This window comes from Tenacibaculum ovolyticum DSM 18103 (assembly GCF_000430545.1).
Taxonomy (GTDB): Bacteria; Bacteroidota; Bacteroidia; order Flavobacteriales; family Flavobacteriaceae; genus Polaribacter; species Polaribacter ovolyticus.
Window position 1 is genome coordinate 99894 of the sequence record NZ_KE387165.1, and the last position, 26164, is coordinate 126057.

Sequence of the window (26164 nt, forward strand, 5' to 3'; positions counted from 1 at the left end):
TATTCTTTCTTCTACACCGATTAACTTCTTATTTTTATCTATTCTTTGTGATTGGATAAAACAACTAGTGCTTGTAAATCAAAAAGCGAGCCAAGTACTATTACTAATTTTTCAACTTATTTAAATCAACTTTAAAATAAGTAATTTGCTTTGGGCTATAACATAATACTTTAAAATAAACTACTTCTTCAAACAAATAGTAATTCTCTATTTCCCTATTATTTAGCGAAAAATAGAAATATGTTTTCCTCTCAAAATTATTATACTCAAACTCATCTTCACCATAATAGTGATTTAATGAAATCACCTCGTTTTTATTTAAAAACATAGGTGAACTTGAATACACTGAAATCACACAAGAATTTATATTTAACATAATTGTATGTCCCTGTTCATAACTTGTAATATCAAAAACTAAGTTTCCTTCAATAGTATAGGCTTCAAAAAATTGAAAATCTCTATCATTTGTTAAAGATTTATAATTTTTTATCAACTCTTTATTATTAAGACCTGTAATTTCAATAGAATCTTTAGAATAGACTTTAATTAAATTCGGATATTCTTTTGCTATTTTTCTAATATCATTTATTGATTGCTTATTATATTTTTTATAATAATCTTCAGAGAACTTAAATCCTTTACCTGCATTTTTTGAGAACTCAGACTTATCAATAAATTTTATTTTATTAAGATTCTTTTTATTTTTAGAATAGAATATAGAATCATTACCCTGACTATAACAATAATTCAAGCTAAACAAAGTTAGAAAACTAATAATTAAAATACTTCCTTTCATCTTTCCTCTTTTATAATATGTATATCTCTTTGAGGAAAAGGAATTGAGATATTATGCTCCCTAAATAGTTCATCAATTCTAAATCTAATTTCACTCTTAGGTATTAACGCCTGAAAACTGTCATTTAATGTAAAAACGACCTTAAACTCTAAAGCACTATCTCCAAAGTTTTCAAAAACAACCAATGCTGCTGGATGTTTAAAAACTTTAGGGTGTTCATCTACCGCTTTTAATAGTAAACTTTTCACCAACTGCGTATCACTACCGTAGGCCACTCCAACTGAAACACTCTCACGCGTTGTTGTGCCGTTTTGAGTCCAATTATATAAACTATTAGATAAATATTTATGGTTTGGTATTACCAATACCTTATTATCAATAGTTACAGCTCTTGTTGTACGTAGTTTTATCTCTTCAACCCTTCCAACCTTATCATCTAATTCAATAATATCTCCAACTTGTACACTTTGATCCACAATAATAAAAATACCCGATATTATATCTTGAAAAAAAGTTTGAAGTGCTAAACCAACACCAATTAACAATGCTGCTGAAGCTGCAAAAACTGCCGTAACATTTACACCTGAAGAGTTTAATGTTGTTAAGAATATAACAATATATAATAGCCAACTAACAAAAGAAAAAACAGTATCAAACTTATTTTCATCCTCCTTTTGCAATCTCTTTTTTACAAATTTCTTAAAATATTTAATTAAAAATGAAGCTAAAATCAACACCAATATTAGCATTAAAATCGACTTTACACTTATACCAATCTCTTTATTAAACTGAAATGTGTAGTTAAGTATTTTATTAAGTTCTTTCACTAAAATAATTTTATAGTAAATATATAGTTTTTAGATAAAAAAAGCAGCTATCTTTTTATGATAACTGCTTTTTTTATTATCCGTTATAACGAATCCATTTCCATAAGTCTTTATATGTTGGCTTTTTCCCATACATTAAAATACCTACTCTATAAATTTTTGCTGCAAACCACACCATAAACATAAATGTTATTACTAGTAACAACATTGACAATGCGATTTCCCACCAAGCTACACCAAAAGGAATACGCATTAGCATAACAATAGGTGAAGTAAATGGAATATATGAAAAGATAACAGATATAGGTCCGTGAGGATCATTAATTACGGTAAAGAAACCTACATAAATCCCCAACATTAAAGGAAGCATAATTGGCATCATAAATTGTTGCGTATCTGTTTCATTATCTACTGCCGCTCCAACTGCTGCAAATAAAGAACTATATAACATATAACCTCCTAAGAAATAGAAAATAAATAAACAGAATATTTTAAATAAAGGAAGGTTTAATACCTCTTTCATTATTTGCTCTAATTTACCGCCACTTGCAGCTTGCTTCATTGCATCCATTTGCTCAGCAGGAACTTTAGAAGTTTGCATTTCTACCATATCAATTCCTAATAAAGAAGATGCAACAATGCTTATTATAAATAGTATAATTCCCCAAATTAAAAACTGCAATAAGCCTGCTGATGCATTACCTATAATCTTACCAAGCATCAATTGAAAAGGTTTTACAGAAGAAACTATTATTTCAATAATTCTACTTGTTTTTTCTTCAATAACACTCCTCATTACAGAAGTTCCGTAAATCATTACAAACATAAAAAGTAAATAACCCGCAGCTCCTCCTGCAATAATACTAGCTACATTTTTCGCTTTTGAAGATTCTTCTCCTGAGAAATTAAACATTTTAATATCTGAAGAAATCTTTGAGGCTTTTATCTTCGCTAAATCAATACCAAAATTATTAAGCTTTAAATTTCTAAAGCGTGTTTCTATCTTTCGCTCTATATTTCCTAAAACCGACATCCCAGGTGAATCTTTAGAATAAAACTCAATCGATTTAGCTAATACTTCTAAACTATCTAATTGTGGAATATACAAAGCTCCATAATAATCACCTTCTTCTACTTTCTTTTTGGTATCAACTAATCCTAGTTTTGTAAAATCTTCGTATTTAATAGTCTTAGAATCTTTAAATATGTCTTTAGAAAACAATCCAGATTCATCAACATAAACTATTTTCTTAACTTTTTCATCGTTTTTTTTCATTAAGAAAAAAACCAATGCCCCCATACCTACCATTAGTAAAGGGCTTAAAAAAGTCATCATTAAAAATGATTTATTTCTAACCTTAGCAATAAACTCACGTTCTATAATTAATCGTAATCTGCTCATAGTTTAACTGTTTTTATTTATTGCTTGAATAAAAATATCATTTGCACTAGGTATTAACTCAACAAAATGCTGTACCTGTCCTTGAGTTGTTAAAAATGATAAAAGCTCGTTAGCTGATTTACCTTCAGTTAACTGAACATTTAACTTTAACCCATCATTTAACAACCTAAAATCAGCTGGTAAAACTTTAAAATTCTCTTTTAGTTTCGCTTCTACCTCTTTTTCATTTGAAGTATTTAATCCTACTTGAAACGTGTTGGTTCTAAATTGACGCTTAATATCATCTAAATTACCATCTAATATTTTATTAGACTTATCAATTAAAGCTATATTATCGCACATCTCTTCAACACTTTCCATACGGTGTGTAGAAAAAATAACCGTAGCTCCTTCGTCTCGTAATTGTAAAATTTCTTTCGCTATTAACTGTGCATTAATTGGATCGAATCCAGAAAAAGGTTCGTCAAAAATTAATAATTTAGGCTGATGCAAAACTGTAACAATAAATTGCACTTTTTGCGCCATTCCCTTAGACAACTCTTCTACCTTCTTATTCCACCAAGCACCAATATCAAACTTATCAAACCAATATTTCAATCGCTTTTTTGCTTCCGATTTACTCAACCCTTTTAATTGTGCCAAATACAAAGCCTGCTCACCTACCTTCATCGATTTATACAAACCTCTTTCTTCTGGTAAGTACCCAATATACTCTATATGATTAGGAGCTAACTTTTCTCCATCTAAAATTATCTCTCCACTATCAGGCATTGTAATTTGATTAATAATTCTAATCAAAGACGTTTTTCCTGCGCCATTAGGCCCTAAAAGTCCAAAAACACTTCCTTTTGGTATATGCATTGACACATTATTCAATGCTGTGTAATCGCCATAGCGCTTTACTACATTATTAATTTCTAATAAATTATTCATTGATTTTATAGTTGATTAACTGCTGTTTGTCAAAAAAACCAGCTATGACAAACTTACATATTTTACAATGATTAGTAGTAATTTTAAAACAAACGTTACACATAATTCCATATTAAATTTACTATGCATGCATAACTTTTTTACAAAATACTATGCGTGCATAATAAATTTCTGTATATTTGGCATCAGTATGGATAAAAACAAATCAATAGATCATCAATTAAGAGCCACTTGGCAAGCTGTTGCAAAAATGTACAACGAACAAGCTGCAAAGCATGATAGCACTATGGCAACTGCTTTTGTTTTATTGAATATAGATTTTGAGAAAGGTACACCTTCTACTGCCCTTGGCCCTTTAATGGGAATGGAACCTACAAGTCTTTCTCGATTATTAAAAACGATGGAGGATAAGGGCGTAATTTGTAGAGAAAAAAGCCCGACTGATGGAAGGAGTGTTATCATAAAGCTTACAAATTATGGTAAAGAAATGCGTGAAATTTCAAAAGGTCATGTATATCAATTTAATAATGAAGTAAAAAAACATATTACTGAAGAGGAGTTAAACACTTTCTTTAAAGTAACTACAACAATAAACAAACTTATTACAGACAAAACGGTGTATAATGATACCGACAAAAAAGCTGTATAAATAAACCTGTAAACAAATGACAAGAAGAATTAAAAAAGTAGCAATTATCGGTTCCGGAATTATGGGTAGCGGAATTGCATGTCATTTTGCTAACATTGGCGTTGAAGTCTTATTACTAGATATCGTTCCTAGAGAACTTAACGACAAAGAGAAAGCAAAAGGACTAACGTTAGAAGACAAAGCTGTACGTAATCGTTTGGTAAATGATGCTTTAACTGCTTCTTTAAAATCAAAGCCTTCTCCAATTTACTCTAAGAAATTTGCTAGTAGAATTACTACTGGAAACTTAGAAGATGACATCGCTAAAGTTGCTGATGTAGATTGGATTATGGAAGTTGTTGTTGAACGATTAGATATTAAGAAAATCGTTTTTGAAAAATTAGAAAAATATCGTACTCCAGGTACTTTAATTACCTCTAACACTTCAGGAATTCCTATCAAATTTATGAACGAAGGAAGAAGTGAAGATTTTCAAAAGCATTTTGCAGTAACTCACTTTTTCAATCCTCCGAGATATTTAAAATTATTTGAAGTTGTTCCAGGTCCAAACTGTAAACAAGAAGTTACTGATTTCTTAATGGATTACGGTTCTAAATTTTTAGGAAAAACTTCAGTTTTAGCAAAAGATACTCCTGCTTTTATTGGTAACAGAATTGGAATCTTCGGAATTCAATCTTTATTTCACCAAGTAAAAGAATTAGGATTAACTGTTGAAGAGGTAGATAAATTAACAGGTCCAGTAATCGGTCGTCCAAAATCAGCAACTTTTAGAACTGTTGATGTTGTAGGATTAGATACTTTAGTGCATGTTGCTAACGGTATTTACGAAAACTGCCCTAACGACGAAGCACACGAATTATTCAAATTACCAGATTTCATCAACACCATGATGGAAAACAAATGGTTAGGAAGTAAAACTAAGCAAGGATTCTACAAAAAATCAGTAAATGCTGAAGGAAAGAAAGAAATCTTAACGTTAGATTTAGATACGATGGAATATCGTTCTAAAAAACGCGCAAAGTTTGCTACTTTAGAATTAACTAAAACTATTGACAAACCAATTGATCGCTTTAAAGTATTAGTTGGTGGAAAAGATAAAGCGGGAGAATTTTACCGTAAAAACTTCGCAGCAATGTTTGCGTATGTTCAAAATAGAATTCCAGAAATTTCTGACGAATTATATAAAATTGACGATGCTATGAAAGCTGGTTTCGGTTGGGAAAACGGACCTTTCGAAATTTGGGATGCTGTAGGTGTAGAAAAAGGTATCGAATTAATGAAAGCTGAAGGAAAGGAACCTGCTGCTTGGGTTACCGAAATGGTAGCAAAAGGAGAAACTTCTTTCTATACAGTAAAAGAAGGAGCTACCTATTATTATGATGTTCCTGCAAAAGCACAAACTAAAAAACCTGGTCAAGATTCATTTATCATCTTAGATAACATTCGTAAAACTACTGAGGTATTTAAAAATTCAGGTGTTGTAATTGAAGATTTAGGAAACGGTATCTTAAACTGTGAATTTCAATCTAAAATGAACACCATAGGTGGTGATGTTTTAGCAGGATTGAATAAGGCTATTGATTTAGCTGAAAAAGATTTCCAAGGACTAGTAGTTGGTAACCAAGGAGCAAACTTCTCGGTTGGTGCTAATATCGGAATGATTTTCATGATGGCTGTAGAGCAAGAATATGACGAATTAAACATGGCTATCAAGTATTTTCAAGATACAATGATGCGTATGCGTTATTCTTCAATTCCTACAATCGCTGCTCCTCATGGTATGGCTTTAGGTGGTGGATGTGAATTGTCATTACACTCAGACAAAGTTGTTGCAGCTGCTGAAACTTATATGGGATTAGTAGAATTTGGAGTTGGAGTTATCCCTGGTGGTGGTGGTTCTAAAGAAATGGCATTACGTGCATCAGACACTTTCCGTACAGGAGATGTTCAATTAAACGTATTGCAAGAGTATTTCTTAACTATTGGTATGGCTAAAGTTAGTACTTCTGCTTATGAAGCTTACGACTTAGGTTTATTACAAAAGGGAAAAGATGTTGTTGTTGTAAACAGAGAACGTCAGATTGCTGAAGCTAAGAAACATGCAGTATTAATGGCTGAAGCTGGTTACACGCAACCTGCTGCTCGTAAAGATGTATTAGTACTTGGTAAACAAGCATTAGGTGCATTTATGGTAGCTACCGATTCTATGCAAGCAAGTAAATTTATTTCTGAACACGATCAGAAAATCGCAAATAAATTAGCCTACGTAATGGCTGGTGGAGATTTATCAGAGCCAACAAAAGTTTCTGAACAGTATTTATTAAACTTAGAACGCGAAGCATTTTTAAGTTTATGTACAGAGCGCAAAACATTAGAGCGTATTCAACACATGTTAAAAACTGGTAAACCATTAAGAAACTAAAAGATGAAAACAGCATATATAGTAAAAGGATATAGAACCGCCATAGCAAAGTCTAAAAGAGGTGCGTTCAGATTTAAAAGAGCTGATGAGTTAGCTGCTGAGACTATCGAATATATGATGGAACAGTTACCTGAATTTGATAAAAGTCGTATTGATGATGTAATCGTTGGTAATGCAATGCCAGAAGGTTCTCAAGGTTTAAACATGGCTCGTTTGATCTCTTTAATGGGATTAAAAACTGAGGATGTTCCTGGTGTAACTGTAAACCGTTTTTGTTCTTCAGGAATAGAAACTATTAGTATGGCAGTTGCAAAAATTCAATCAGGAATGGCTGAATGTATTATTGCAGGTGGAGCTGAAAGTATGAGTTCTGTACCAATGACAGGTTTTAAACCAGAATTAAACTACGATACGGTTGCTGCAGGTCATGCAGATTATTACTGGGGAATGGGAAATACAGCAGAAGAAGTTGCCAATAAGTACAATATTTCTCGTAAAGACCAAGATGAGTTTGCTTTACAATCTCATTTAAAAGCATTAAAAGCACAAGAAGAAAACCGTTTTCAAGATCAAATTGTACCAATTAAAGTTGAAGAAACTTATGTTGATGCAAAAGGAAAACGTGCTACAAGAGAATATACAGTAACTAAAGATGAAGGACCTCGTAAGGGATCAAACATTGCTGGCTTAGAACGTTTACGTCCTGTATTTGCTACAGGTGGGAGTGTTACTGCTGGTAACTCATCTCAAACAAGTGATGGTGCTGCATTTTTAATGGTTATGAGTGAAGATATGGTCAAGGAATTAAACCTTAAACCAATTGCTCGTATGGTAAGTTATGCTGCTGCTGGTGTTCCTCCTAGAATTATGGGAATCGGACCTGTAGCTGCAATTCCAAAAGCATTAAAACAAGCAGGATTAAAACAAGAAGATATTAGCTTAATTGAATTGAATGAAGCATTTGCTTCTCAATCATTAGCTGTAATTCGTGAATTAGGATTAGATGCAGATATCATTAACGTAAATGGTGGAGCAATTGCATTAGGACATCCACTAGGTTGTACTGGTGCTAAATTATCAGTTCAATTATTTGATGAAATGCGCAAGCGTAATATGCAAGGGAAATATGGAATGGTAACGATGTGTGTAGGTACTGGGCAAGGTGCTGCTGGTATTTTCGAATTCTTAAACTAACAAAAAAACAAAACAAAAATGGCAGATTTATTAAGAGGAGGTCAATTCCTAGTTAAAGAAACAAAGTGTGAAGATATTTTTACTCCAGAAGATTTTTCTGAAGAGCAAAGAATGATGAAAGAAGCGGTTATGGAGTTTAACGATCGCGAAATCATTCCTCACAAAGAACGTTTTGAAAAGAAAGATTATGCTTTAACCGAAGAGACTATGCGTAAAGCTGGAGCCTTAGGTTTCTTAGGTGTTTCAGTTCCTGAAGCTTATGGCGGATTAGGAATGGGATTTGTTTCTACCATGTTAACTTGTGATTATATTTCAAGTGGAACAGGTTCTTTTAGTACTGCTTTTGGTGCACATACGGGTATTGGTACTATGCCAATTACTTTATACGGTACCGAAGAACAAAAACAAAAATTTGTTCCTGCTTTAGCAATGGGTGAGCGTTTTGGTGCTTACTGTTTAACAGAGCCAGGTGCTGGATCAGATGCTAACTCTGGGAAAACTACCGCTGAGTTAACTGAAGACGGAAAAAACTATAAGATTAACGGTCAAAAAATGTGGATTTCTAATGCAGGTTTTGCAGAAGTGTTCATTGTATTTGCTCGTATTGGTGACGATAAAAATATTACTGGATTTATTTTAGAATATGATAAAGCAAATCCTAACGGGGTAACTTTAGGTGAAGAAGAACACAAATTAGGTATTCGTGCATCTTCTACACGTCAAGTATTTTTTAGTGATACTTTAGTTCCTGTTGAAAATATGTTATCTGTTCGTGGTGGTGGATTTAAAATTGCCATGAATGCATTAAACGTAGGACGTATTAAATTAGCAGGAGCTTGTTTAGATTCTCAAAGAAGAATAATTACTCACGCTACACAATATGCTACCGAACGTAAACAATTTAAAACTCCTATTGCAGAATTTGGAGCTATTAAATTAAAATTAGCAGAAATGGCTGCTAATGCTTATGTAGGTGAATCTGCATCATACAGAGCTGCTAAAAACATTGAAGACAGAATTGCTATTCGCGAATCTGAAGGAAACTCTCATCAAGATGCAGAATTAAAAGGTGTTGAAGAATATGCTATTGAATGTTCTATCTTAAAAGTTGCTGTTTCTGAAGATGTACAATCTTGTGCTGATGAAGGAATCCAAATTTTTGGAGGAATGGGATTCTCTGAAGAAACTCCAATGGAATCTGCTTGGAGAGATGCTCGTATTGCTCGTATTTATGAAGGTACTAACGAAATTAACAGATTACTTTCTGTAGGTATGTTAGTTAAAAAAGCAATGAAAGGTCATGTTGATTTATTAGGACCAGCAACAGCTGTTGGTAACGAATTATTAGGTATACCTTCTTTTGATACCCCTGATTACTCTGAGTTATTTGCAGAAGAAAAAGAAATTGTAGCGAAGCTTAAAAAAGTATTCTTAATGGTTGCCGGTGGTGCTATTCAAAAATACGGAACAGAATTAGAGCAACATCAACAATTATTAAATGCTGCTTCTAATATTTTAATTAAAGTGTACATGGCAGAATCTGCAATTTTAAGAACTGAAAAGAATGCAAAGCGTTCTGGTGAGGCTTCTCAAAAAGAGCAAATTGCTATGACGCAGTTATATTTATACAATGCAGTAGATGTAATCATTAAAAATGCGAAAGAAGGAATTGTTTCTTTTGCTGAAGGTGATGAGCAACGTATGATGTTAATGGGACTTAAGCGTTTTACAAAATACGCAAACTATCCTAACGTAGTTGAACTACGTAATACAATTGCAGAAAAGTTAAAAGCAGAGAATAAATACTGCTTCTAATTAATAATATATTTAATAATTAGTAGAAAGTACTAGAATAACTTTTATATTCTATTTACAAAAGCTGATTACTTATTTAAAATCTTCTACAGCCAATAGGTTTTAGAATTTAGTTGTTTGTTTAAAAGATCGTTGAATTAATTTTTAACGATCTTTTTTTATATCAAAGTAACTTAATAGGCTAGAGTATTTTCTTTTAAACTGTTTACAAACTTAATAAGTACACATTACCATATCTAATTCAAAAAACTAAATATCAAAATCAATAAAAATGCTCTGGAATATCTCCAGAGCATTTATTATAACAGATTTTTTAATTTAATCTATTAATGAATTTAGTTATTAATTAACTACCGCCTCCACTACATGGTCCAAGGCTATTCCATCCACTAGCGGTTCTCTCATACAATGTTCCTTTGTAAACCATTAAGTCTCCAACGGCATAAGAAGAATCATCTCCATTATACTCACCAACACCATCACATGGACCTCCACTAGTACCACACGTGGCTACAAAATCCCATCCAATAGCCGTCTTAACATATAAAGCTCCTAAATAAGTTACCGTATCTCCTATAGAATAAGAAGAGCTATCTCCATTAAACTCAGCAACCCCATCACAAGGATCTGCCACGAGAGTAGTAAATTCATTAACACCAATATTCTGTTTCGCCATCGGAATTATAACATCTGCTGGAGTTAGAACTTGATCGGTTTGAATAATGTCTTCTGCGTTATTAGCACAATTGTACAATAAAACTGAAAGTGTTAGCACGAAAATTAATTTAATTAATTTTTTCATAATTTTTAAGTTTAGTTTGGTTAAAATTATTATTCTAAAGATAACGATTAATAACGTAAAAGACTAACAATCAGTAAATTATTTAAAAACCATTTACTTTAAAAGATCAAAAAAACATTTATTTATAATAAGAATTAATAATAATTACAGATATAAACTAGAGAAATAAAGCTTAGTAGCATGCTATTCATTTTTAAAAGAGGGAATAATAAATCTAAATAAAAACAACACGTTGCAAATCAATTAGTTACATTTAAAATTATTTTCATAACTTTAGTGTGCTATGAAAAAATTGATTGAATATTTACCCTTACACTTTCTTATATGTGTAATATCTGGAATTATTATACAATTCTATACTAACCTTTGGGAACATAACTTCATACTACTAGTAGGTCTGATGTTATTAATGCTTTGTTTATTGTATATTTTTAAAAGAAATGGAAACCGTAAGACTTTTACGGTAATGTCAATGATATTATTCATTTTAATTGGAACATCTACAACCTTTATAAATAACCCTAAAAATTATGCTAATTATTACCAACATAATACTTCTAAAAATACAAGAACAACATTATGCATAAATAGAATATTAAAATCTAGTAAATACTATCATAAACTTGTAGCTGAGGTAGTTCAAATTAACAGTAGACAAACTATTGGTAATATATTAATAAAGTTAAAAAAAGATAGCACTACTACTCAATTAAAAGTGGGAGATAAAATTTATATAGCTAAGAAATTTAAAAACTTATCTCCTCCATTAAATCCTTATCAATTTAACTATAAGGACTATTTAGGTAAACAATACATTTATCAGCAAGTTATTATTAATAAGGAAGATTATAGAAAGTATAAAAAAGGTACTACATCTATTTATTCCTTATCAGCAAAATTTAGAAATATAATTATAAGTTCATTAAACGAATATTCATTTACTAAAGATCAACTTTCTGTAATAAACGCACTATTATTAGGTCAACGACAAGATATTTCAAAAAACATACTTAATAGTTACTCAAAAGCTGGTGCAATACACATATTAGCTATTTCAGGGCTGCATATAGGAATCATTCTATTAATTTTATCATATCTATTAACCTTTATAGAAAAAGTAAAACATGGTACTTATATAAAAATTATACTCATTATTATATTGCTATGGACATTTGCTTTTATTGCTGGTATGTCTGCTTCGGTAGTTAGAGCAGTTACCATGTTCTGTTTTGTAGCTGTTGGTGAATCATTTAAAAAGAAAAAAGTTGTTGAATTTTCATTAATTAGCTCAATGTTTTTCTTATTATTAATAAAACCTTTATTTATTTTCGATGTTGGATTTCAACTAAGTTATTTGGCTGTTTTTGGAATTATTTGGATACAACCACTTCTTTACAAATTATGGAGCCCAAAACTTTGGTTATTTAATAAAATTTGGAAGCTTGTTACCATATCTTTAGCGGCACAAGTAGGTATATTACCTATAAGCTTATATTACTTTCATCAATTCCCTGGTTTATTTATACTTTCTAATTTATTAATAATACCTTTTATAGGAGCCATACTAATTGGAGGCATATTAATTATAGTACTTTCTTTATCAAAAACATTACCGAGTTCATTAGCCAACCTATATGGAGCTATTATTTCACTAATGAATAAATATGTTAATTGGATTTCAAACCAAGAGTCATTTTTATTAAATGAAATTTCAATGTCATTTAATGAAATGATTATTTGGTATCTTATAATTATATCTGCTTACCAATTAAGCATGCATAAAAAAACTAAACAACTTCTATTCTTGCTAATCTCGATAGTCATACTACAAACTGCTTTACTTATTAATAAATTTGATAGGGAGTCTAAACAAGAAATAATAGTTTTTAATAAGAGTAAAGAAAATTTACTAGGTTATAGAGATGGGAAAAAATTTAAATTATTACAATATGGTGATACTTTAAAAAAGTATAACAATAATGTTATTAAGGCATATCGAATAAATGAAGATATCAAAAGTACTTTTTCTCCTAAAATAGCTAACGTTATTCGTTATAATTCGGATATTATTTTAATAGTAGATAGTTTAGGAGTTTATGATTTAACACTAAAAAAACCGATAGTAGTGCTACAAAATTCTCCAAAAATAAATTTAAGTAGGCTAATTGAGACTTTAAAGCCTAAACAGATAATTGCTGATGGCAGCAATTACAAAAGCTCTTTAAATCGATGGAAATCGACTTGTAAGAAACAAAAAATTCCGTTTCATCAAACTAGACAAAACGGAGCGTTTATTATTAAATAAGGTTGATTAAATAGAACCTTTAAAAGCTTTTGAAAACTCAGACCACTTTTTTGTTTTATAATTATCTTTTGTAAAAAAAGCTAAAACCATCTCGAATTTTTTTTCAGCTAAATAACCTGGTACAGTTTGAATTAACCTTTCTTCTAAATCGAAAAAAGCTGTAGAAGGGTAACTCATTTTACCTTTCATAATAGCAGCTGCTAATTCATGATATTTGCTCTTACCTTCTTGTACATATTTATAAGTTTTACCTTTAAAACTAATGTCATCTTTTCCTTCACCATCCATTTTTACAGCATAATAGTTATCGTTAATAAACTTAACGATAACATTATTTTTGTAAGTAGTTTTATCCATTTTCTTACACCAACCACACCAGTCAGTATACAAATCTACCAAAATAGGTTTTGGATTTTCTTTATTTTTTTCTAATGCTTCTTCAAAAGTTAACCAATTAACTTTCTCTTGCGCCTTTACTCCTACTGAAATAATTGCTAAAACTGCTACTAAAATTAATTTCTTCATATCTCTTAAGTCTCAATAAGTATTCCAAATTTACAAAAAACCTGTCAATTATTTATTATTGACAGGTTTTTGAAATATTATATATGTTTGATTAAACTTATTTAACCCCGTGCATTAACTTTTTTACTAATGGAGTTAACCCCATTAAAATGAAACCAGCAAGTATTGGTACAATAGTAAAAATTAAAAAGAATGTACTCATATCATATGTTGCAGTAATCTTATCGATCATACCTCCCATAGATCCTGCTGCTTTATTACCCATACCTACTGCAATATACCAAAGTCCGAACATTACACCAATTGTAGACGCTGGAACAAGTTTTGATACATAAGATAAACCAACAGGCGACAAGCATAATTCACCTAAAGTATGAAGTAAATATGCTAATATTAGCCAAACCATACTTACAGATGCTGTTTGTGCTCCTTGTGGAATCTCAGAAGATCCATAAGCTAACACACCAAAACCTAACCCTAAAAGAACTAATCCCAATCCAAACTTTACAGTAGCTGGAGGATTAAATTTACTTTCCCATATTTTTGAAATTAAGGGAGCAAAAGCAATAATATAAAATGAATTTAAGATAGAGAACCAAGATGCAGGAACTTCAGTTTTCACATCACTAAATTGATTCTTTAGCATCCAAATAACAATACACCAAATAATAGCAAAACTAGCTCCTAGAAAAAGGTTAGATAAAGCATATTTTTTAAAAGTTATTTTAAATAATTGGAATAAAACATATGTTATTATCAATAAAGGAACAACTGTTAATAACGTATTTGCAACTCTAAATATATTTGCAGAATCTCCTTCTAAAACTCTATTTGTATAATCTCCTGCAAAAATAGTCATAGAACCACCAGCTTGCTCAAAAGCAGCCCAAAAGAAAACAGTAAAAAATGCTAAAATAGCGACAACGATATAACGATCTCTTTGAACATTAGCTGGTATTTTCTCTTCTTCAATTGTTGCTTTTTCTTCTACATTTTCAATTGCATCATTATATTCAATTGTCTTTGATGGTGATAATCCTATACGTCCAAAAATTCCTTGAGCAAACCAAAATTGCAACATTCCTAAAAACATAAATACACCTGCTAATCCAAACCCATAATGCCAACCAGCAGTTTCACCAACATATCCACAAAGTAAAATACCAACAAAAGCACCAGCGTTTACTCCCATATAGAATATGGTAAAAGCACCATCTTTTTTATCTTGAGCATTTTTGTAAACACCATTAATAATAGATGTAATATTTGGCTTAAATAATCCATTTCCCGCAACTAACAAACCAATACCTAAATACAAACTCCACGGTGTATTTAAAGCCATTGTTGCATGCCCTAAAGTCATTATAAAAGCACCAATTGCCACAGCGTATCGATATCCTAAGAATTTATCTGCTAAAAACCCACCAATAATTGGAGAAAAGTACACAAGCATTGTATATGTACCATATAATCCTAACGCATCCTCTCTTGACCATCCCCAACCAGGATTATCTCCGGTGATAGCTGATGTTAAAAATAATACTAAAATTGCACGCATTCCATAATAAGAAAAACGTTCCCACATTTCAGTAAAAAAAAGAACAAATAAACCAGATGGGTGTCCCATCAATAACTTACGATTCATTTCTGAACCTTCAAATCTAATCGTGTCTGTACTCATATTTTTATTATATAATTTATAAATAAAAAGCCTTGTAATATTTACTATTACAAGGCTTTAATTTTATTCTTAGTTATTATCTGCTAATTCAAATCCTTCAGCTTCTTCGTTTGAAGTTCCTTTAATATCCTCAGCTCCATGTGTTAATCGTTTTAGAGGCTTTAATATTAAAATTATTAGTATTCCGAAAATAGTACAAAAAACTGCAATACCTGTAAAAACCTGAAACTCCCCTGCTCCTTCTGACATTGCTCCAACTAATCCAGCTACTTTATTACCTAAACCTGTAGCTGCAAAATATGCCCCCATCATAAATGATGCATATTTTACTGGTGCTAATTTTGTTATAAATGATAATGCTACTGGTGAAGCACATAACTCTCCTATAGTATGGAATAAATAAGCTAACACCAACCATATCATTGCTGATTTTTCAATAACATTCTCACCGTCCATAACTACTTCTGTACTCGCTTTACTCATAAAGAAAAAACCAAAAGCCATAATTATTACACCTATTGCCATTTTAAATAAAGAAGAAGACTCTTTACCTTTTTTACCCCATTTATACCAAAAGGCACCAACAGCAGTTCCTAAAATAATAATAAAGAATGCATTTACAGATTGAAATACAGCAGCAGGAACTTCATAATCTAAAAAAGAAAGAAGTCTATCTGTTTTTTGCTCAGTATATAAACTCATTAATCCACCAGCTTGCTCAAAAGCTCCCCAAAAAACAATGATAATTAAGAAAGATAAAAACATTACTAACATTCTATCTTTCTCTACAGCTGTTAAAGGTTTTTTCATTAATTCTTTATCTGGTGAATCATTTTTTCCTAAAAACTCTCCTACTCCTTCTAAATATTTTAAACCATACATATACACTATTTGCCCTAAAGCCATACCAATACCAGCTAATCCAAAACCATAGTGCCATCCATATTCCGCAGCTACAATACCTACAGCTAAAGCACCTAAGAAAGCACCTAAATTTATTCCAATATAAAAAACATAAAACCCTTTATCTCTTCTATCATCACCTTTTGGGTATAACCCACCAACCATTGTTGAAATATTTGGCTTTAAAAACCCTACTCCTATTACAATAAATAATAAACCTGTAAAGAAAGCCCATTGTGTATCAATAGCTAAAATACCATGACCGATACATAAAAGAACACCTCCTAGCATTACTGCTTTTTTCTGACCGATATATTTATCAGCAATCCAACCTCCTGGTATTGATGTTAAATAAACTAACATTGTATAAGTTCCGTAAAAAGATATTGTTTCTGCATTTGACCACCCAAAACCAGATTGAGGATTCCCTAATAATATAGGTGCTGCTAAATATAATGTTAAAATGGCACGCATACCGTAGTATGAAAATCGTTCCCACATTTCTACAAAAAATAATACATACAGTCCTTTAGGATGCCCCCAAAGATCTTCTTGCTTTACAGTGTTCATATTTGTTATATTTTATAAATTATTTTTAATGAAATTCGTCATTTTGGTATATAAATGTAAACGAGTATTACCACCATAAATTCCGTGATTTCTATCAGGATACATTCCCCATTCAAATTGCTTATTCGCTTGTATTAATGCTTCTGCCATTCTATAAGCATTTTGCACATGTACGTTATCATCACCTGTTCCGTGAATCAATAAATACTTCCCTTTTAATAACTCTGGGTAGTTTAATGGTGAATTTTCATCATATCCTGCTGGATTCTCTTCTGGAGTTCTCATATAACGTTCAGTATAAATACTATCATAAAAACGCCAAGTTGTAACAGGAGCTACTGCTATTGCTGTTGCAAAAACATCATTTCCTTTTAATAAACAGTTAGTACTCATATGTCCTCCAAAAGACCATCCCCAAATACCAATTCTCTTTGCGTCTACATAAGGTAAATCAGCTAGTTTCTTTGCAACTGCTATTTGATCTTCAGTTTCGTGTTTTACCAAGTTCATGTAAGTAACTTTTTTAAAGTCTCTTCCTTTAAATCCTGTACCTCTACCATCAACACAAACAACAATATAACCGTCTTGTGCTAACATTTGATGCCAGTAATCATTTGCTCCGTTCCAGCTATTCTTTACATTCTGCGATCCTGGGCCAGAGTACTGGTACATTAATACTGGGTGTTTTTTATTTGCATCGAAATTAGCAGGCTTAATTGTATACATATTTAAGTCGTTTCCGTTTACATTAATAGTAGAAAACTCTTTTTTACTTAAATTATACTTCGCTACCACTTCTTTTAAAGCTGCATTATCTTTTACCGTTTTTAAAACCTTTCCTGCATCATTTCTTAAAGAATACACTGTTGGAGTAAATGCATCAGAAAATGTATTGATAAAATAATGCATATTTTTACTAAACGATGCGCTATTAGTACCTAAAGGATTACTTAAAACTTTTTTATTCTCTCCTTTTAAAGAAATACTATAAACACCTCTGTTTATTGATCCATTTTCAACTGACTGGTAGTAAACTGTTTTTTTATCAGCATCAAAACCATAATAAGAAGTTACCTCCCAATTACCTTTTGTAACTTGATTAATCAATTCTCCTTTTTTATTGTAATGATAAATGTGATTGAAACCATCTTTTTCACTTGTCCAAATAAAACTATTATCATTTAAAAAAGTTAAATCATCATTTACCTCTACATAGGCTTTATCTGTTTCATTTAATATTAATGAAGTATCATATGTTTTAGCATTTATAAAATACATTTTTAAATCATTCTGATGACGATTTAAAGTACGTACTGCTAAAATATTATCATCTTTTGTCCAATTAATTCTTGGTATATATTCATAGTCTCCAAAAATAATTTTGGCAGTTCCGTTTGTTGCTAAAGAATATACATGTAAAGTAACCTTCGCGTTATCTTCACCTGCTTTCGGGTACTTAAAAACTTCTTGTGTTGGGTATTTTCCTTTACCATACACATCCATAGAAAATGTTTTTACAGCACTTTCATCAAAGCGTAAAAAAGCTAAATTACTTCCATTTTCACTCCATTCAAAAGCTCTTACAAAACCAAATTCTTCTTCGTAAACCCAATCAGTAATACCATTTATAATTTTATTTTTTTCTCCATCAGTTGTTACTTGAACAAGTGAATTACTTGAAAAATCTCTTATAAATAAATTATTATCTTTTGCATATGCTACTCTTTTACTATCTGGCGAAAAAGTGGGTCTTTGAATATCTTCTCCTATTAGCCTTAATGTTTTTGAAGCAATGTCATACATATAGAATGTCCCTAAAAAAGAATGACGAAATATTGGCTTAAAGTTAGTTCCTAAAATTAACTTCGTTTCATCACTATTAAAACTATATGATTGAAACGTTTTTAACTCGTTTAAATCTTTACTATCTACAATTGTTGCAACTTTCTCTAAAGTTTTATAATCGTATTTATCAACAGAAGAGCTACCTTCTTTATAGTTCAATAATGAATAATAATCTCCATTCATTGAATTTAAAGAGTTCATGTAATCAGCTCTAAATGTGCCTTTTCTCCATATATCTTCTAAAGAAATATCTTTTTTTTGTGCTTGTAAGAGCGTAGATATCCCTATAAAAAGTAGTACTATTTTTTTCATATTGAGTTGTTGTTTACCTAAAAAGTTTGCCAAGTTTACGGAAAAATCACCAAAAAACGCACCAAAAAACTAGAAATCCTAAATAAGAACTCTATTTTAACAAGATTCATTTATCTTTGGAGCACCTAAATTTTACTAAGAATGTCTAAAATTATTGCTGGATTTTCTAAACTTACGAAAGAAGAAAAAATAGACTGGTTAGCTAAAACATATTTCAATAGCCAACCTGAAATTACACAAACATTAAAACAGTATTGGAATGTAGATGCTAAATTACAGCAACTACATGATGATTTTATAGAAAATACTATTTCTAATTTTTACATGCCTTACGGAATTGCGCCAAATTTTGTTATAAATGGCCGTGATTATGTAATACCAATGGTTGTTGAAGAAAGTTCTGTCGTTGCCGCAGCATCTCTGGTTGCTAAATACTGGAGTACTCGAGGTGGTTTTAAAACTGAAGTTATTTCAACTACTAAAATTGGTCAAGTACACTTTATGTACGAAGGCAATAAAACCGATTTAGAAAACTACTTTAATCAGCAAAAACCCTTATTATTAAAAGCCACAGCTTCTATCACCAAAAATATGGAGAAACGAGGTGGAGGTATTTTAGATATTCAACTTATTGATAAAACAGATAAACTTAACAACTATTATCAATTACATGTCACTTTTGAAACAAAAGATAGTATGGGTGCGAATTTTATTAATTCGTGTTTAGAAGCTATGGCTAATCAATTTAGGCGTAATGATATTGAAATTGTAATGAGCATATTATCTAATTATGTTACTGACTGTATTGTTAAAGCAGAGGTTAGTTGTAAGATAGAAGATTTAGGTGGTGAAAACCCACAAAAATTTGCTCAAAAATTCCATCAAGCAATTCAGATAGCTGAAATTGAACCCTACAGGGCTGTTACCCATAACAAAGGAATTATGAATGGTATTGATGCTGTTGTTTTAGCGACTGGAAATGATTTTAGAGCTATTGAAGCCGGTGCACATGCTTACGCTTCAAAAGATGGACATTACAAAAGCTTAACACATTGTGAAATTAAAAATGGTATTTTTCGATTTTGGATTGAAATTCCATTAGCATTAGGAACTGTTGGTGGCTTAACAGCATTACACCCAATGGCAAAATTATCATTAGATATGATGCAAAAACCATCAGCAAAAGAATTAATGGAAATTATTGCCACTGCTGGTTTAGCTCAAAACTTTGCTGCTTTACGTGCTTTAACAACTAAAGGTATTCAGCATGGGCATATGAAAATGCATCTGCAAAACATTTTAAATCAACTAGAAGCAACGACTAAAGAGAGAGAAGTTATCACCACTTATTTTGAAAGTAAAACTGTTTCTCACAGTGCAGTTGTTGATAAATTTAACGAGTTAAGAAAATAGTGCTACTTATCGAGCGCAGTCGAAAAGTTTTAATTTTAATAAGGTATCGACTGCGCTCGACCAAACATTTGTAAATGAATTTTTATTCTAACGGAAAACTATTATTAACTGGCGAGTATGTTGTTCTTGATGGAGCAACTTCTTTAGCAGTACCTACAAAATTTGGGCAAAATTTAATTATTGAACCAATAGAAGAACCGCAACTTATTTGGGGAAGCTTTACGAATACTGGTGAATGCTGGTTTGAAGCCACCTTCGATTTACCAAAACTACGCTTAACCTCAGCTACTTTTAATTCGAATAAAGAAGGGAGCGCTGAGTTTATTGCAGAAACGTTATCGGATATTTTACTAGAAGCTAAAAAATTAAATCCAGAATTTCTAACTACTAAAAACGGCTTTGTTGTAAAAACAAATTTAACTTTCCCTCAAAATTGGGGACTTGGAAGTTCATCTACTTTAATAAATAATATTGCTACTTGGGCAAATGTAAATCCTTTTACCTTATTATGGAATGCTTTTTCTGGTAGTGGTTATGACATTGCTTGCGCAAGTAATAATTCACCTATTTTATATCAATTAAAAAAGAGCCTCTCAACTACGCTCGAGATAACACCTATTATCGAGGAGGTAGAATTCAAACCGATTTTTTTGGATGAGTTATTTTTCGTGTATTTAAATCAAAAACAAAATAGTAGAGAGGGAATTGCTCAATACAAACAACATAAAGAAGAAGCACATACATTAATTTCTGAAATTGACATACTTACTCAGGAGTTTTTAAAAGCAGACTCTTCTATAAATTTAAATAAAATAATATTTGAGCACGAACAATTAATTAGTTCAATTATTAAACAGACACCTGTAAAAAAACGATTATTCCCTGATTATTTTGGAGAAATAAAAAGTTTAGGTGCATGGGGTGGCGATTTTGTTCTGGCTACAGGAAATGATGACACCTTACCTTATTTTAAACAGAAAGGCTACGATACAATTGTACCTTATAAAGAAATGGTTTTATAATTTAATGTCATATCGAGTGAATTTACTGAAGAATGAAATAAATTTGCATCGAGATAATTTAATAAAAAGTTCTCGGTACAATTTTGAATAAAAATCAAAATTACTCGAACTGACAAAATACAAAATGAAGAAAGTAATTATAATTGGTGGTGGTGCAGCAGGATATTTCACAGCAATAAATGCAAAAGAAAATAATCCTGATTTAGATATTACGATTCTTGAAAAAGGAAAAGAAGTTTTACAGAAAGTTAAAATCTCAGGAGGTGGACGTTGCAATGTTACACACGCTTGTTTTGAACCTAAAGAACTCGTAAAGTTTTATCCTAGAGGAGAAAAAGAACTTTTAGGGCCTTTTCATCAATTTATGACCGGTGATACTTTTGAGTGGTTTGATAACAAAGGGATTCCTTTAAAAATTGAAAGTGATAACCGAGTATTCCCAGAAGCAAATACCTCACAAGCTATTATAGATTGTTTTGAAAGTACTGTTGATAATCTTGGAATTAAAGTATTGAAAAACCACGGAGTAAATTCAGTTAATCAACAGGCTAATAAGTGGATTGCAAAAACCAAAGATAAACAATTTGAAGCTGACTACTTAGTAATTGCAGCAGGTAGCTCTAAAAAAGTTTGGGACTTGTGTAAAACATTAAGTCATACTATTATAGAACCTGTACCTTCTTTATTTACTTTTAATATAAAAGATAAACGAATTATTGATTTAGGTGGAATATCGGTACCTAATGCTGATGTAAAATTAGTAGGAACTAATTTAGAAAACTCAGGACCTCTATTAATTACGCATTGGGGGTTAAGCGGGCCTGCTATTTTAAAACTATCTGCTTTCGGAGCACGTATTTTAGCTGATAAAAACTATCAATATAATGTTGTCGTAAATTGGCTAGGTCAAGATTTTGATGTCATTTTAAATGAATTAACTGAATTAAAAAAATCACAAGCAAGAAAACAGGTGAATTTAAAATCTCCTTTCTCAGATATTCCTCGTCGTTTATGGGAGCGCTTTGTTGCTGCTTCTGAAATAAAAACATCTCAAAACTGGGGTGATTTAAGCAATAAACAACTTAATAATTTAACCTCTCAATTAACAAAAGGGTTGTTTAATGCGAACGGTCGAACAACTTTTAAAGATGAGTTTGTAACAGCTGGAGGTGTAGATTTGAAAGAGATTAATTTTAAACGATTTGAAAGTAAATTACACAAAAACTTGTTTATAGTTGGTGAAGTTTTAAATATTGATGCCGTTACTGGTGGATTTAACTTTCAAAATGCTTGGACTGGTGGATTTATTTGTGCTAGAAGCATTTCTGAATAATACTATTTTACATATAAAAAAAGACCATTTACTAAATTTAGTAAATGGTCTTTTTTTATGTTGTTCGATTTTAGACTAAACCGTAGCTGACGCTTTCATTGACTTTCTATAAGTAAAAGAATTAAAAATATTTCTTTTACCAAAGTTATTAATAGACTTCGCGTTTATAAACTTAAGAAATATTTTTTTACTTACTCCAAAATATTCATATGTATTACCATCTGTAAAAGTCACCTCTAATAACATACTTTTATGCTGATAATCTTCTACTCTAAATTCAGTAATAGTAGTATTATATGCTTCTAAGTTATCTTCTTTTGTTTTTGGTGCTATACTTACTAAAAAATGATATCCGTCAATAATTTTAGTACTTACCTCTTCTGCTTCTAACTTTTTTTCTTCGTCTTGAAACTTATCTGGATGCCATTCTTTTACCAATCCACGATAAGTTTTCTTTAATTCTTTTAAATCAATCGCTCCTTCAACATTAAAAAGCTTCTTATATTCTTTGATACGTTTCATTTGTATGAAATAATTTAGCCCGCGAAATTAATCAAATTATCTGAATATGAGAGAGAAAGCTCTTTTTATTTAAAAGTTTTTATTTTACTTAAAAACAACACTTAATAACTCATAACTGTTCCAAAATACAATAATTGAAAAGTTTTTACATCTAACAATAAACAATTCATAGCCATCATAATACCGTAATTTGATTTATCATAAAAATGATATTGAAAATAATCTAATTCATTTTCATCAAAATCATAAAAAACATCAGCTGTCTTAAAATGATCATTATAAAAATTCTCTAGCTGAGATAATTTATGAACATTAATTTTAACTGAATGATTATATAAACTATCTATTTTCCTCTTAAGCTTCCTACCTTTATAAGACAAGTTTTTACTATCATTAAAAAGAACTTTTTTATAAAAATCACTACCTAACATGTCATATAAAACCTGCTCAGTATTTACCTCTTTCTGAATTGTCTCAATATATTTTGATAAGCTATTTGACAACCTGTTAAATTCTTGTATTTTTATTTTTGTATTTTGAAACATAAGCGGCTTAGCCGCTGCTTGTTTTTCGAAAAAAGAAGTTCTCCCTGCTATAAGTTCGTTATTTACCCGAATAGCCTCAGTTATTGATTTATGAGCAGTATATGTAGAAAAATTATACTGAGTGAAGCCTTTAAAAGAGAGAAAAATTGCGGTAAAAAAAAGAAAACTACCTTTCATTATAAATAATTTTAGTGAAAGATAGTCTATTTTAATTAACCTTTATATAAAAATTACTCCTCTTCATAACAATTAAAAACGATTGTATAACCGTACTCCACAGCTTCATTATACAATTCTATTTGATCCTCATCAACATCATCTATAGAATCTAGCGTAAAGTACTCTTCTTCTATTTCTGTCACTTTCCAACCTTCATCTTTTATATAATGTTTCGCTAGCTTAAGCGCTCCTTCAATATCTTTATAATCTATATACAAGCTTACATAAGCTCCGATAACTTCATCATAATGTTCTGATGATTTTTTTGGTTTTGCTAAGGCATTTATTAAAAACATAATTTTATTTTTTAAATTTTATTTAATTAAGCTAATTCTCCTCGATGAGGCTTTAAAGCGTCTCTAAAAATTTTCATATTACTTTCATCAACTATAATAAAAGCAATAGTATGCATAGGGTTAAACTCTTTATGATTTACCTCATGATAAGCTAAACCATCTATTTGAGCAAATTCTTTTAAATGAATACAATGGTGCTTTGCTGTTGCTAATCCATCTGGCCCTTTAAAATCCCAAATTAATTTTATTTTTCTACTCATTATGTTCAATTGTAAATTGCAAAATTAACGTATAATTTGCACTTCAACTCTTCTATTATATTTATCTTCTCTACCTAAAGGTTTTCTATACGCCATTCCTTTATAATAAAGCCTGTTTTTACGAATACCTTTATCTATTAAATATTTAAAAACTTTCTTTGCTCTGGCTTCTGAAAGATTTCTTTTCCCTGTTAATGAATTATAAGCATCTGTCTTAGGGTTATCTGTCTTAGGGCAGCAAATATGGCCTGTTATTTTTATTCTTACTTTAGAATTTTCTATTAAGAACAAATAGAGTTCTACTAATGATTTAGCACTACTTTTCTCAAAAGAATTTGTACCAGGTAAAAATAATACGTTTTTTAAAACTACCTCATCTCCTAACTTTAATTTAGCAAAATTATTTATTCTTTTTTCATCAATACCCTGAATCACTTCAATTAAAACTTTTCTATTATTATAGGTAACTCCTCTTAACTCTCCTCCTGCCTTACTATTTAAAACTTTATAACCTTTAAATAGTTTCTTAACAGCATTTACTCTTTTTTTTGAAAGAATTAAATTATAGTTACTACTACCTAATTCATCTGCGTATCCAACTAAATTTAACACTACTTTTTTTGAATTGTATTTATCTTTTATGCTATCTATTTTTCTTGTTTGCAATAAATCAACATCAAATTCATTAAAGTCAAAAAATATTTTATAAGTGTTGTTTTTTTGAGAATGAACTGTTGTACTTATAAATATAATTAAGAGTAAGATCGTTTTTATTTTCATAATATCATTTTTCTTTAGCAAATTATATAACAAAAATACCCAATTCAAAATTGAATTGGGTATTTTATTTTTCTGTAAAATATTAATTCGTATTAAAAAACTACGCTTCTCTTTTCCACAATAACAAGAGAGCTCCTAATCTCCCCATTAAAAAAATCACTAAACCAAAAGTTGGAGCATATAGACTAATCCTCATACCTCCCGCTAAAACTTGTGGTGCTATATCTAGTGCTATTGCAATCTTCTCCAATCCATCTAACCAACCTATAATAAAACATAAAACACCAAAAACAATAGCCAATAAACTAATTTCTTTTATTAAATTCGAAATTTTCTCTGTGTTATTTTTCAATCCTTTAAAAAAAAGGAGCAATATAAACATTAATAAAATTAATAATGGAAGCATAAACTCCAAAGGTGAATCTGTAATAAATTTCATAATATATTATTTTAAATTATTTTAGGTAAAAGTATACCCAAATCATATTTACTTTCATTTAAAATCGATGAACTAATAATTTAAGCAGGCAAATGACAAAAACTAATTTTTGATACCTAATCTGGTAAAACATCTTATAAAACAGTTACTTCATCTATTGTTACCCTTTATTTAATAAAAAAACACCTTTTTTGCATAATGAAAGAAAAAATTCTACAAATTTTGAAAAAATCCATTGTACATTTATTTTTTTGGACAATAGTATGGTATTTTTTTTATCTTTTTTTCAGTATTGGTACCAACACTCCTCTTTTCTTACTTTATTTTTCAACAACACTTTCCTTAATAGCAATA

General features: G+C 30.5%; 23 protein-coding genes. 8 read left to right on the plus strand and 15 right to left on the minus strand.

Annotated features, from left to right (window positions below):
• Positions 1–103: 103 nt before the first annotated feature.
• The 4 genes from H518_RS0116785 to H518_RS0116800 all read right to left on the minus strand — a co-directional run bounded on the left by H518_RS0116785 (position 104) and on the right by H518_RS0116800 (position 3958).
• Positions 104–796, minus strand: a complete 693-nt coding sequence (locus H518_RS0116785; RefSeq protein WP_028890147.1) for a hypothetical protein — start codon at positions 794–796, stop codon at positions 104–106.
• Positions 793–1623 carry a mechanosensitive ion channel family protein gene (locus H518_RS0116790; RefSeq protein WP_240472530.1) on the minus strand — a complete coding sequence of 277 codons (831 nt, stop codon included), beginning with the start codon at positions 1621–1623 and terminating at the stop codon, positions 793–795. Before H518_RS0116790 ends, H518_RS0116785 begins: the two co-directional genes overlap by 4 nt.
• Before the next feature lie 76 nt (positions 1624–1699).
• Positions 1700–3025, minus strand: a complete 1326-nt coding sequence (locus tag H518_RS0116795; protein ID WP_028890149.1) for an ABC transporter permease — start codon at positions 3023–3025, stop codon at positions 1700–1702.
• Between the two features lie 3 nt (positions 3026–3028).
• Positions 3029–3958 (minus strand): ABC transporter ATP-binding protein, encoded by a 930-nt coding sequence (locus H518_RS0116800; protein ID WP_028890150.1) that lies wholly within the window; start codon positions 3956–3958, stop codon positions 3029–3031.
• A 190-nt stretch (positions 3959–4148) separates the two neighbouring features.
• Between H518_RS0116800 and H518_RS0116805 the strand changes: the two genes are divergently transcribed.
• From H518_RS0116805 to H518_RS0116820, 4 genes are read left to right on the plus strand one after another with little or no spacing between them, the layout of a single operon-like run.
• Positions 4149–4607, plus strand: coding sequence for a MarR family winged helix-turn-helix transcriptional regulator (locus tag H518_RS0116805; RefSeq protein WP_028890151.1), 459 nt, complete (start codon positions 4149–4151; stop codon positions 4605–4607).
• Positions 4608–4623: 16 nt separating this feature from the next.
• Positions 4624–7029, plus strand: a complete 2406-nt coding sequence (locus H518_RS0116810) for a 3-hydroxyacyl-CoA dehydrogenase/enoyl-CoA hydratase family protein (protein WP_028890152.1) — start codon at positions 4624–4626, stop codon at positions 7027–7029.
• 3 nt (positions 7030–7032) lie between these two features.
• Positions 7033–8223 carry an acetyl-CoA C-acyltransferase gene (locus tag H518_RS0116815; RefSeq protein WP_028890153.1) on the plus strand — a complete coding sequence of 397 codons (1191 nt, stop codon included), beginning with the start codon at positions 7033–7035 and terminating at the stop codon, positions 8221–8223.
• Positions 8224–8241: 18 nt separating this feature from the next.
• Entirely contained in the window at positions 8242–10038 is a 1797-nt protein-coding gene (locus H518_RS0116820; protein WP_028890154.1) for an acyl-CoA dehydrogenase family protein, read from the plus strand.
• A 346-nt stretch (positions 10039–10384) separates the two neighbouring features.
• Here H518_RS0116820 and H518_RS0116825 read toward each other — a convergent pair whose 3' ends face one another.
• Positions 10385–10840: a hypothetical protein gene (locus tag H518_RS0116825; protein WP_028890155.1), complete on the minus strand. Its 456-nt coding sequence runs from the start codon at positions 10838–10840 to the stop codon at positions 10385–10387.
• A 283-nt stretch (positions 10841–11123) separates the two neighbouring features.
• Here H518_RS0116825 and H518_RS0116830 point away from each other — a divergent pair, with 283 nt between their 5' ends.
• On the plus strand, positions 11124–13145 hold the full coding sequence (locus H518_RS0116830; RefSeq protein WP_028890156.1) for a ComEC/Rec2 family competence protein: 2022 nt from the start codon (positions 11124–11126) through the stop codon (positions 13143–13145).
• Between the two features lie 6 nt (positions 13146–13151).
• Here H518_RS0116830 and H518_RS0116835 read toward each other — a convergent pair whose 3' ends face one another.
• From H518_RS0116835 to H518_RS0116850, 4 genes are all read right to left on the minus strand, one after another.
• Positions 13152–13670: a thioredoxin family protein gene (locus H518_RS0116835; RefSeq protein ID WP_028890157.1), complete on the minus strand. Its 519-nt coding sequence runs from the start codon at positions 13668–13670 to the stop codon at positions 13152–13154.
• A 97-nt stretch (positions 13671–13767) separates the two neighbouring features.
• A complete protein-coding gene (locus H518_RS0116840) occupies positions 13768–15351 on the minus strand; it encodes a peptide MFS transporter (protein ID WP_028890158.1) in 1584 nt (527 codons plus the stop codon).
• A gap of 69 nt (positions 15352–15420) precedes the next feature.
• Positions 15421–16824, minus strand: a complete 1404-nt coding sequence (locus H518_RS0116845) for a peptide MFS transporter (RefSeq protein WP_028890159.1) — start codon at positions 16822–16824, stop codon at positions 15421–15423.
• A 12-nt stretch (positions 16825–16836) separates the two neighbouring features.
• Positions 16837–18981, minus strand: coding sequence for a S9 family peptidase (locus H518_RS0116850; protein WP_028890160.1), 2145 nt, complete (start codon positions 18979–18981; stop codon positions 16837–16839).
• A gap of 141 nt (positions 18982–19122) precedes the next feature.
• Between H518_RS0116850 and H518_RS0116855 the strand changes: the two genes are divergently transcribed.
• The 3 genes from H518_RS0116855 to H518_RS0116865 all read left to right on the plus strand — a co-directional run bounded on the left by H518_RS0116855 (position 19123) and on the right by H518_RS0116865 (position 22749).
• On the plus strand, positions 19123–20394 hold the full coding sequence (locus tag H518_RS0116855; RefSeq protein ID WP_028890161.1) for a hydroxymethylglutaryl-CoA reductase, degradative: 1272 nt from the start codon (positions 19123–19125) through the stop codon (positions 20392–20394).
• 74 nt (positions 20395–20468) lie between these two features.
• On the plus strand, positions 20469–21416 hold the full coding sequence (locus H518_RS0116860) for a GYDIA family GHMP kinase (RefSeq protein WP_028890162.1): 948 nt from the start codon (positions 20469–20471) through the stop codon (positions 21414–21416).
• Positions 21417–21540: 124 nt separating this feature from the next.
• Positions 21541–22749 carry a BaiN/RdsA family NAD(P)/FAD-dependent oxidoreductase gene (locus H518_RS0116865; protein WP_028890163.1) on the plus strand — a complete coding sequence of 403 codons (1209 nt, stop codon included), beginning with the start codon at positions 21541–21543 and terminating at the stop codon, positions 22747–22749.
• Positions 22750–22824: 75 nt separating this feature from the next.
• Here H518_RS0116865 and H518_RS0116870 read toward each other — a convergent pair whose 3' ends face one another.
• The 6 genes from H518_RS0116870 to H518_RS0116895 form a co-directional block, all read right to left on the minus strand.
• Positions 22825–23271, minus strand: coding sequence for a KTSC domain-containing protein (locus H518_RS0116870; RefSeq protein ID WP_028890164.1), 447 nt, complete (start codon positions 23269–23271; stop codon positions 22825–22827).
• A gap of 101 nt (positions 23272–23372) precedes the next feature.
• A complete protein-coding gene (locus H518_RS0116875; protein WP_028890165.1) occupies positions 23373–23993 on the minus strand; it encodes a hypothetical protein in 621 nt (206 codons plus the stop codon).
• Between the two features lie 53 nt (positions 23994–24046).
• Positions 24047–24331: a hypothetical protein gene (locus H518_RS0116880; protein ID WP_028890166.1), complete on the minus strand. Its 285-nt coding sequence runs from the start codon at positions 24329–24331 to the stop codon at positions 24047–24049.
• Between the two features lie 26 nt (positions 24332–24357).
• Positions 24358–24591: a hypothetical protein gene (locus H518_RS0116885; RefSeq protein WP_028890167.1), complete on the minus strand. Its 234-nt coding sequence runs from the start codon at positions 24589–24591 to the stop codon at positions 24358–24360.
• A 24-nt stretch (positions 24592–24615) separates the two neighbouring features.
• A complete protein-coding gene (locus H518_RS0116890) occupies positions 24616–25371 on the minus strand; it encodes an OmpA family protein (protein WP_028890168.1) in 756 nt (251 codons plus the stop codon).
• A 100-nt stretch (positions 25372–25471) separates the two neighbouring features.
• On the minus strand, positions 25472–25810 hold the full coding sequence (locus H518_RS0116895) for a hypothetical protein (RefSeq protein ID WP_028890169.1): 339 nt from the start codon (positions 25808–25810) through the stop codon (positions 25472–25474).
• Between the last annotated feature and the right edge of the window lie 354 nt (positions 25811–26164).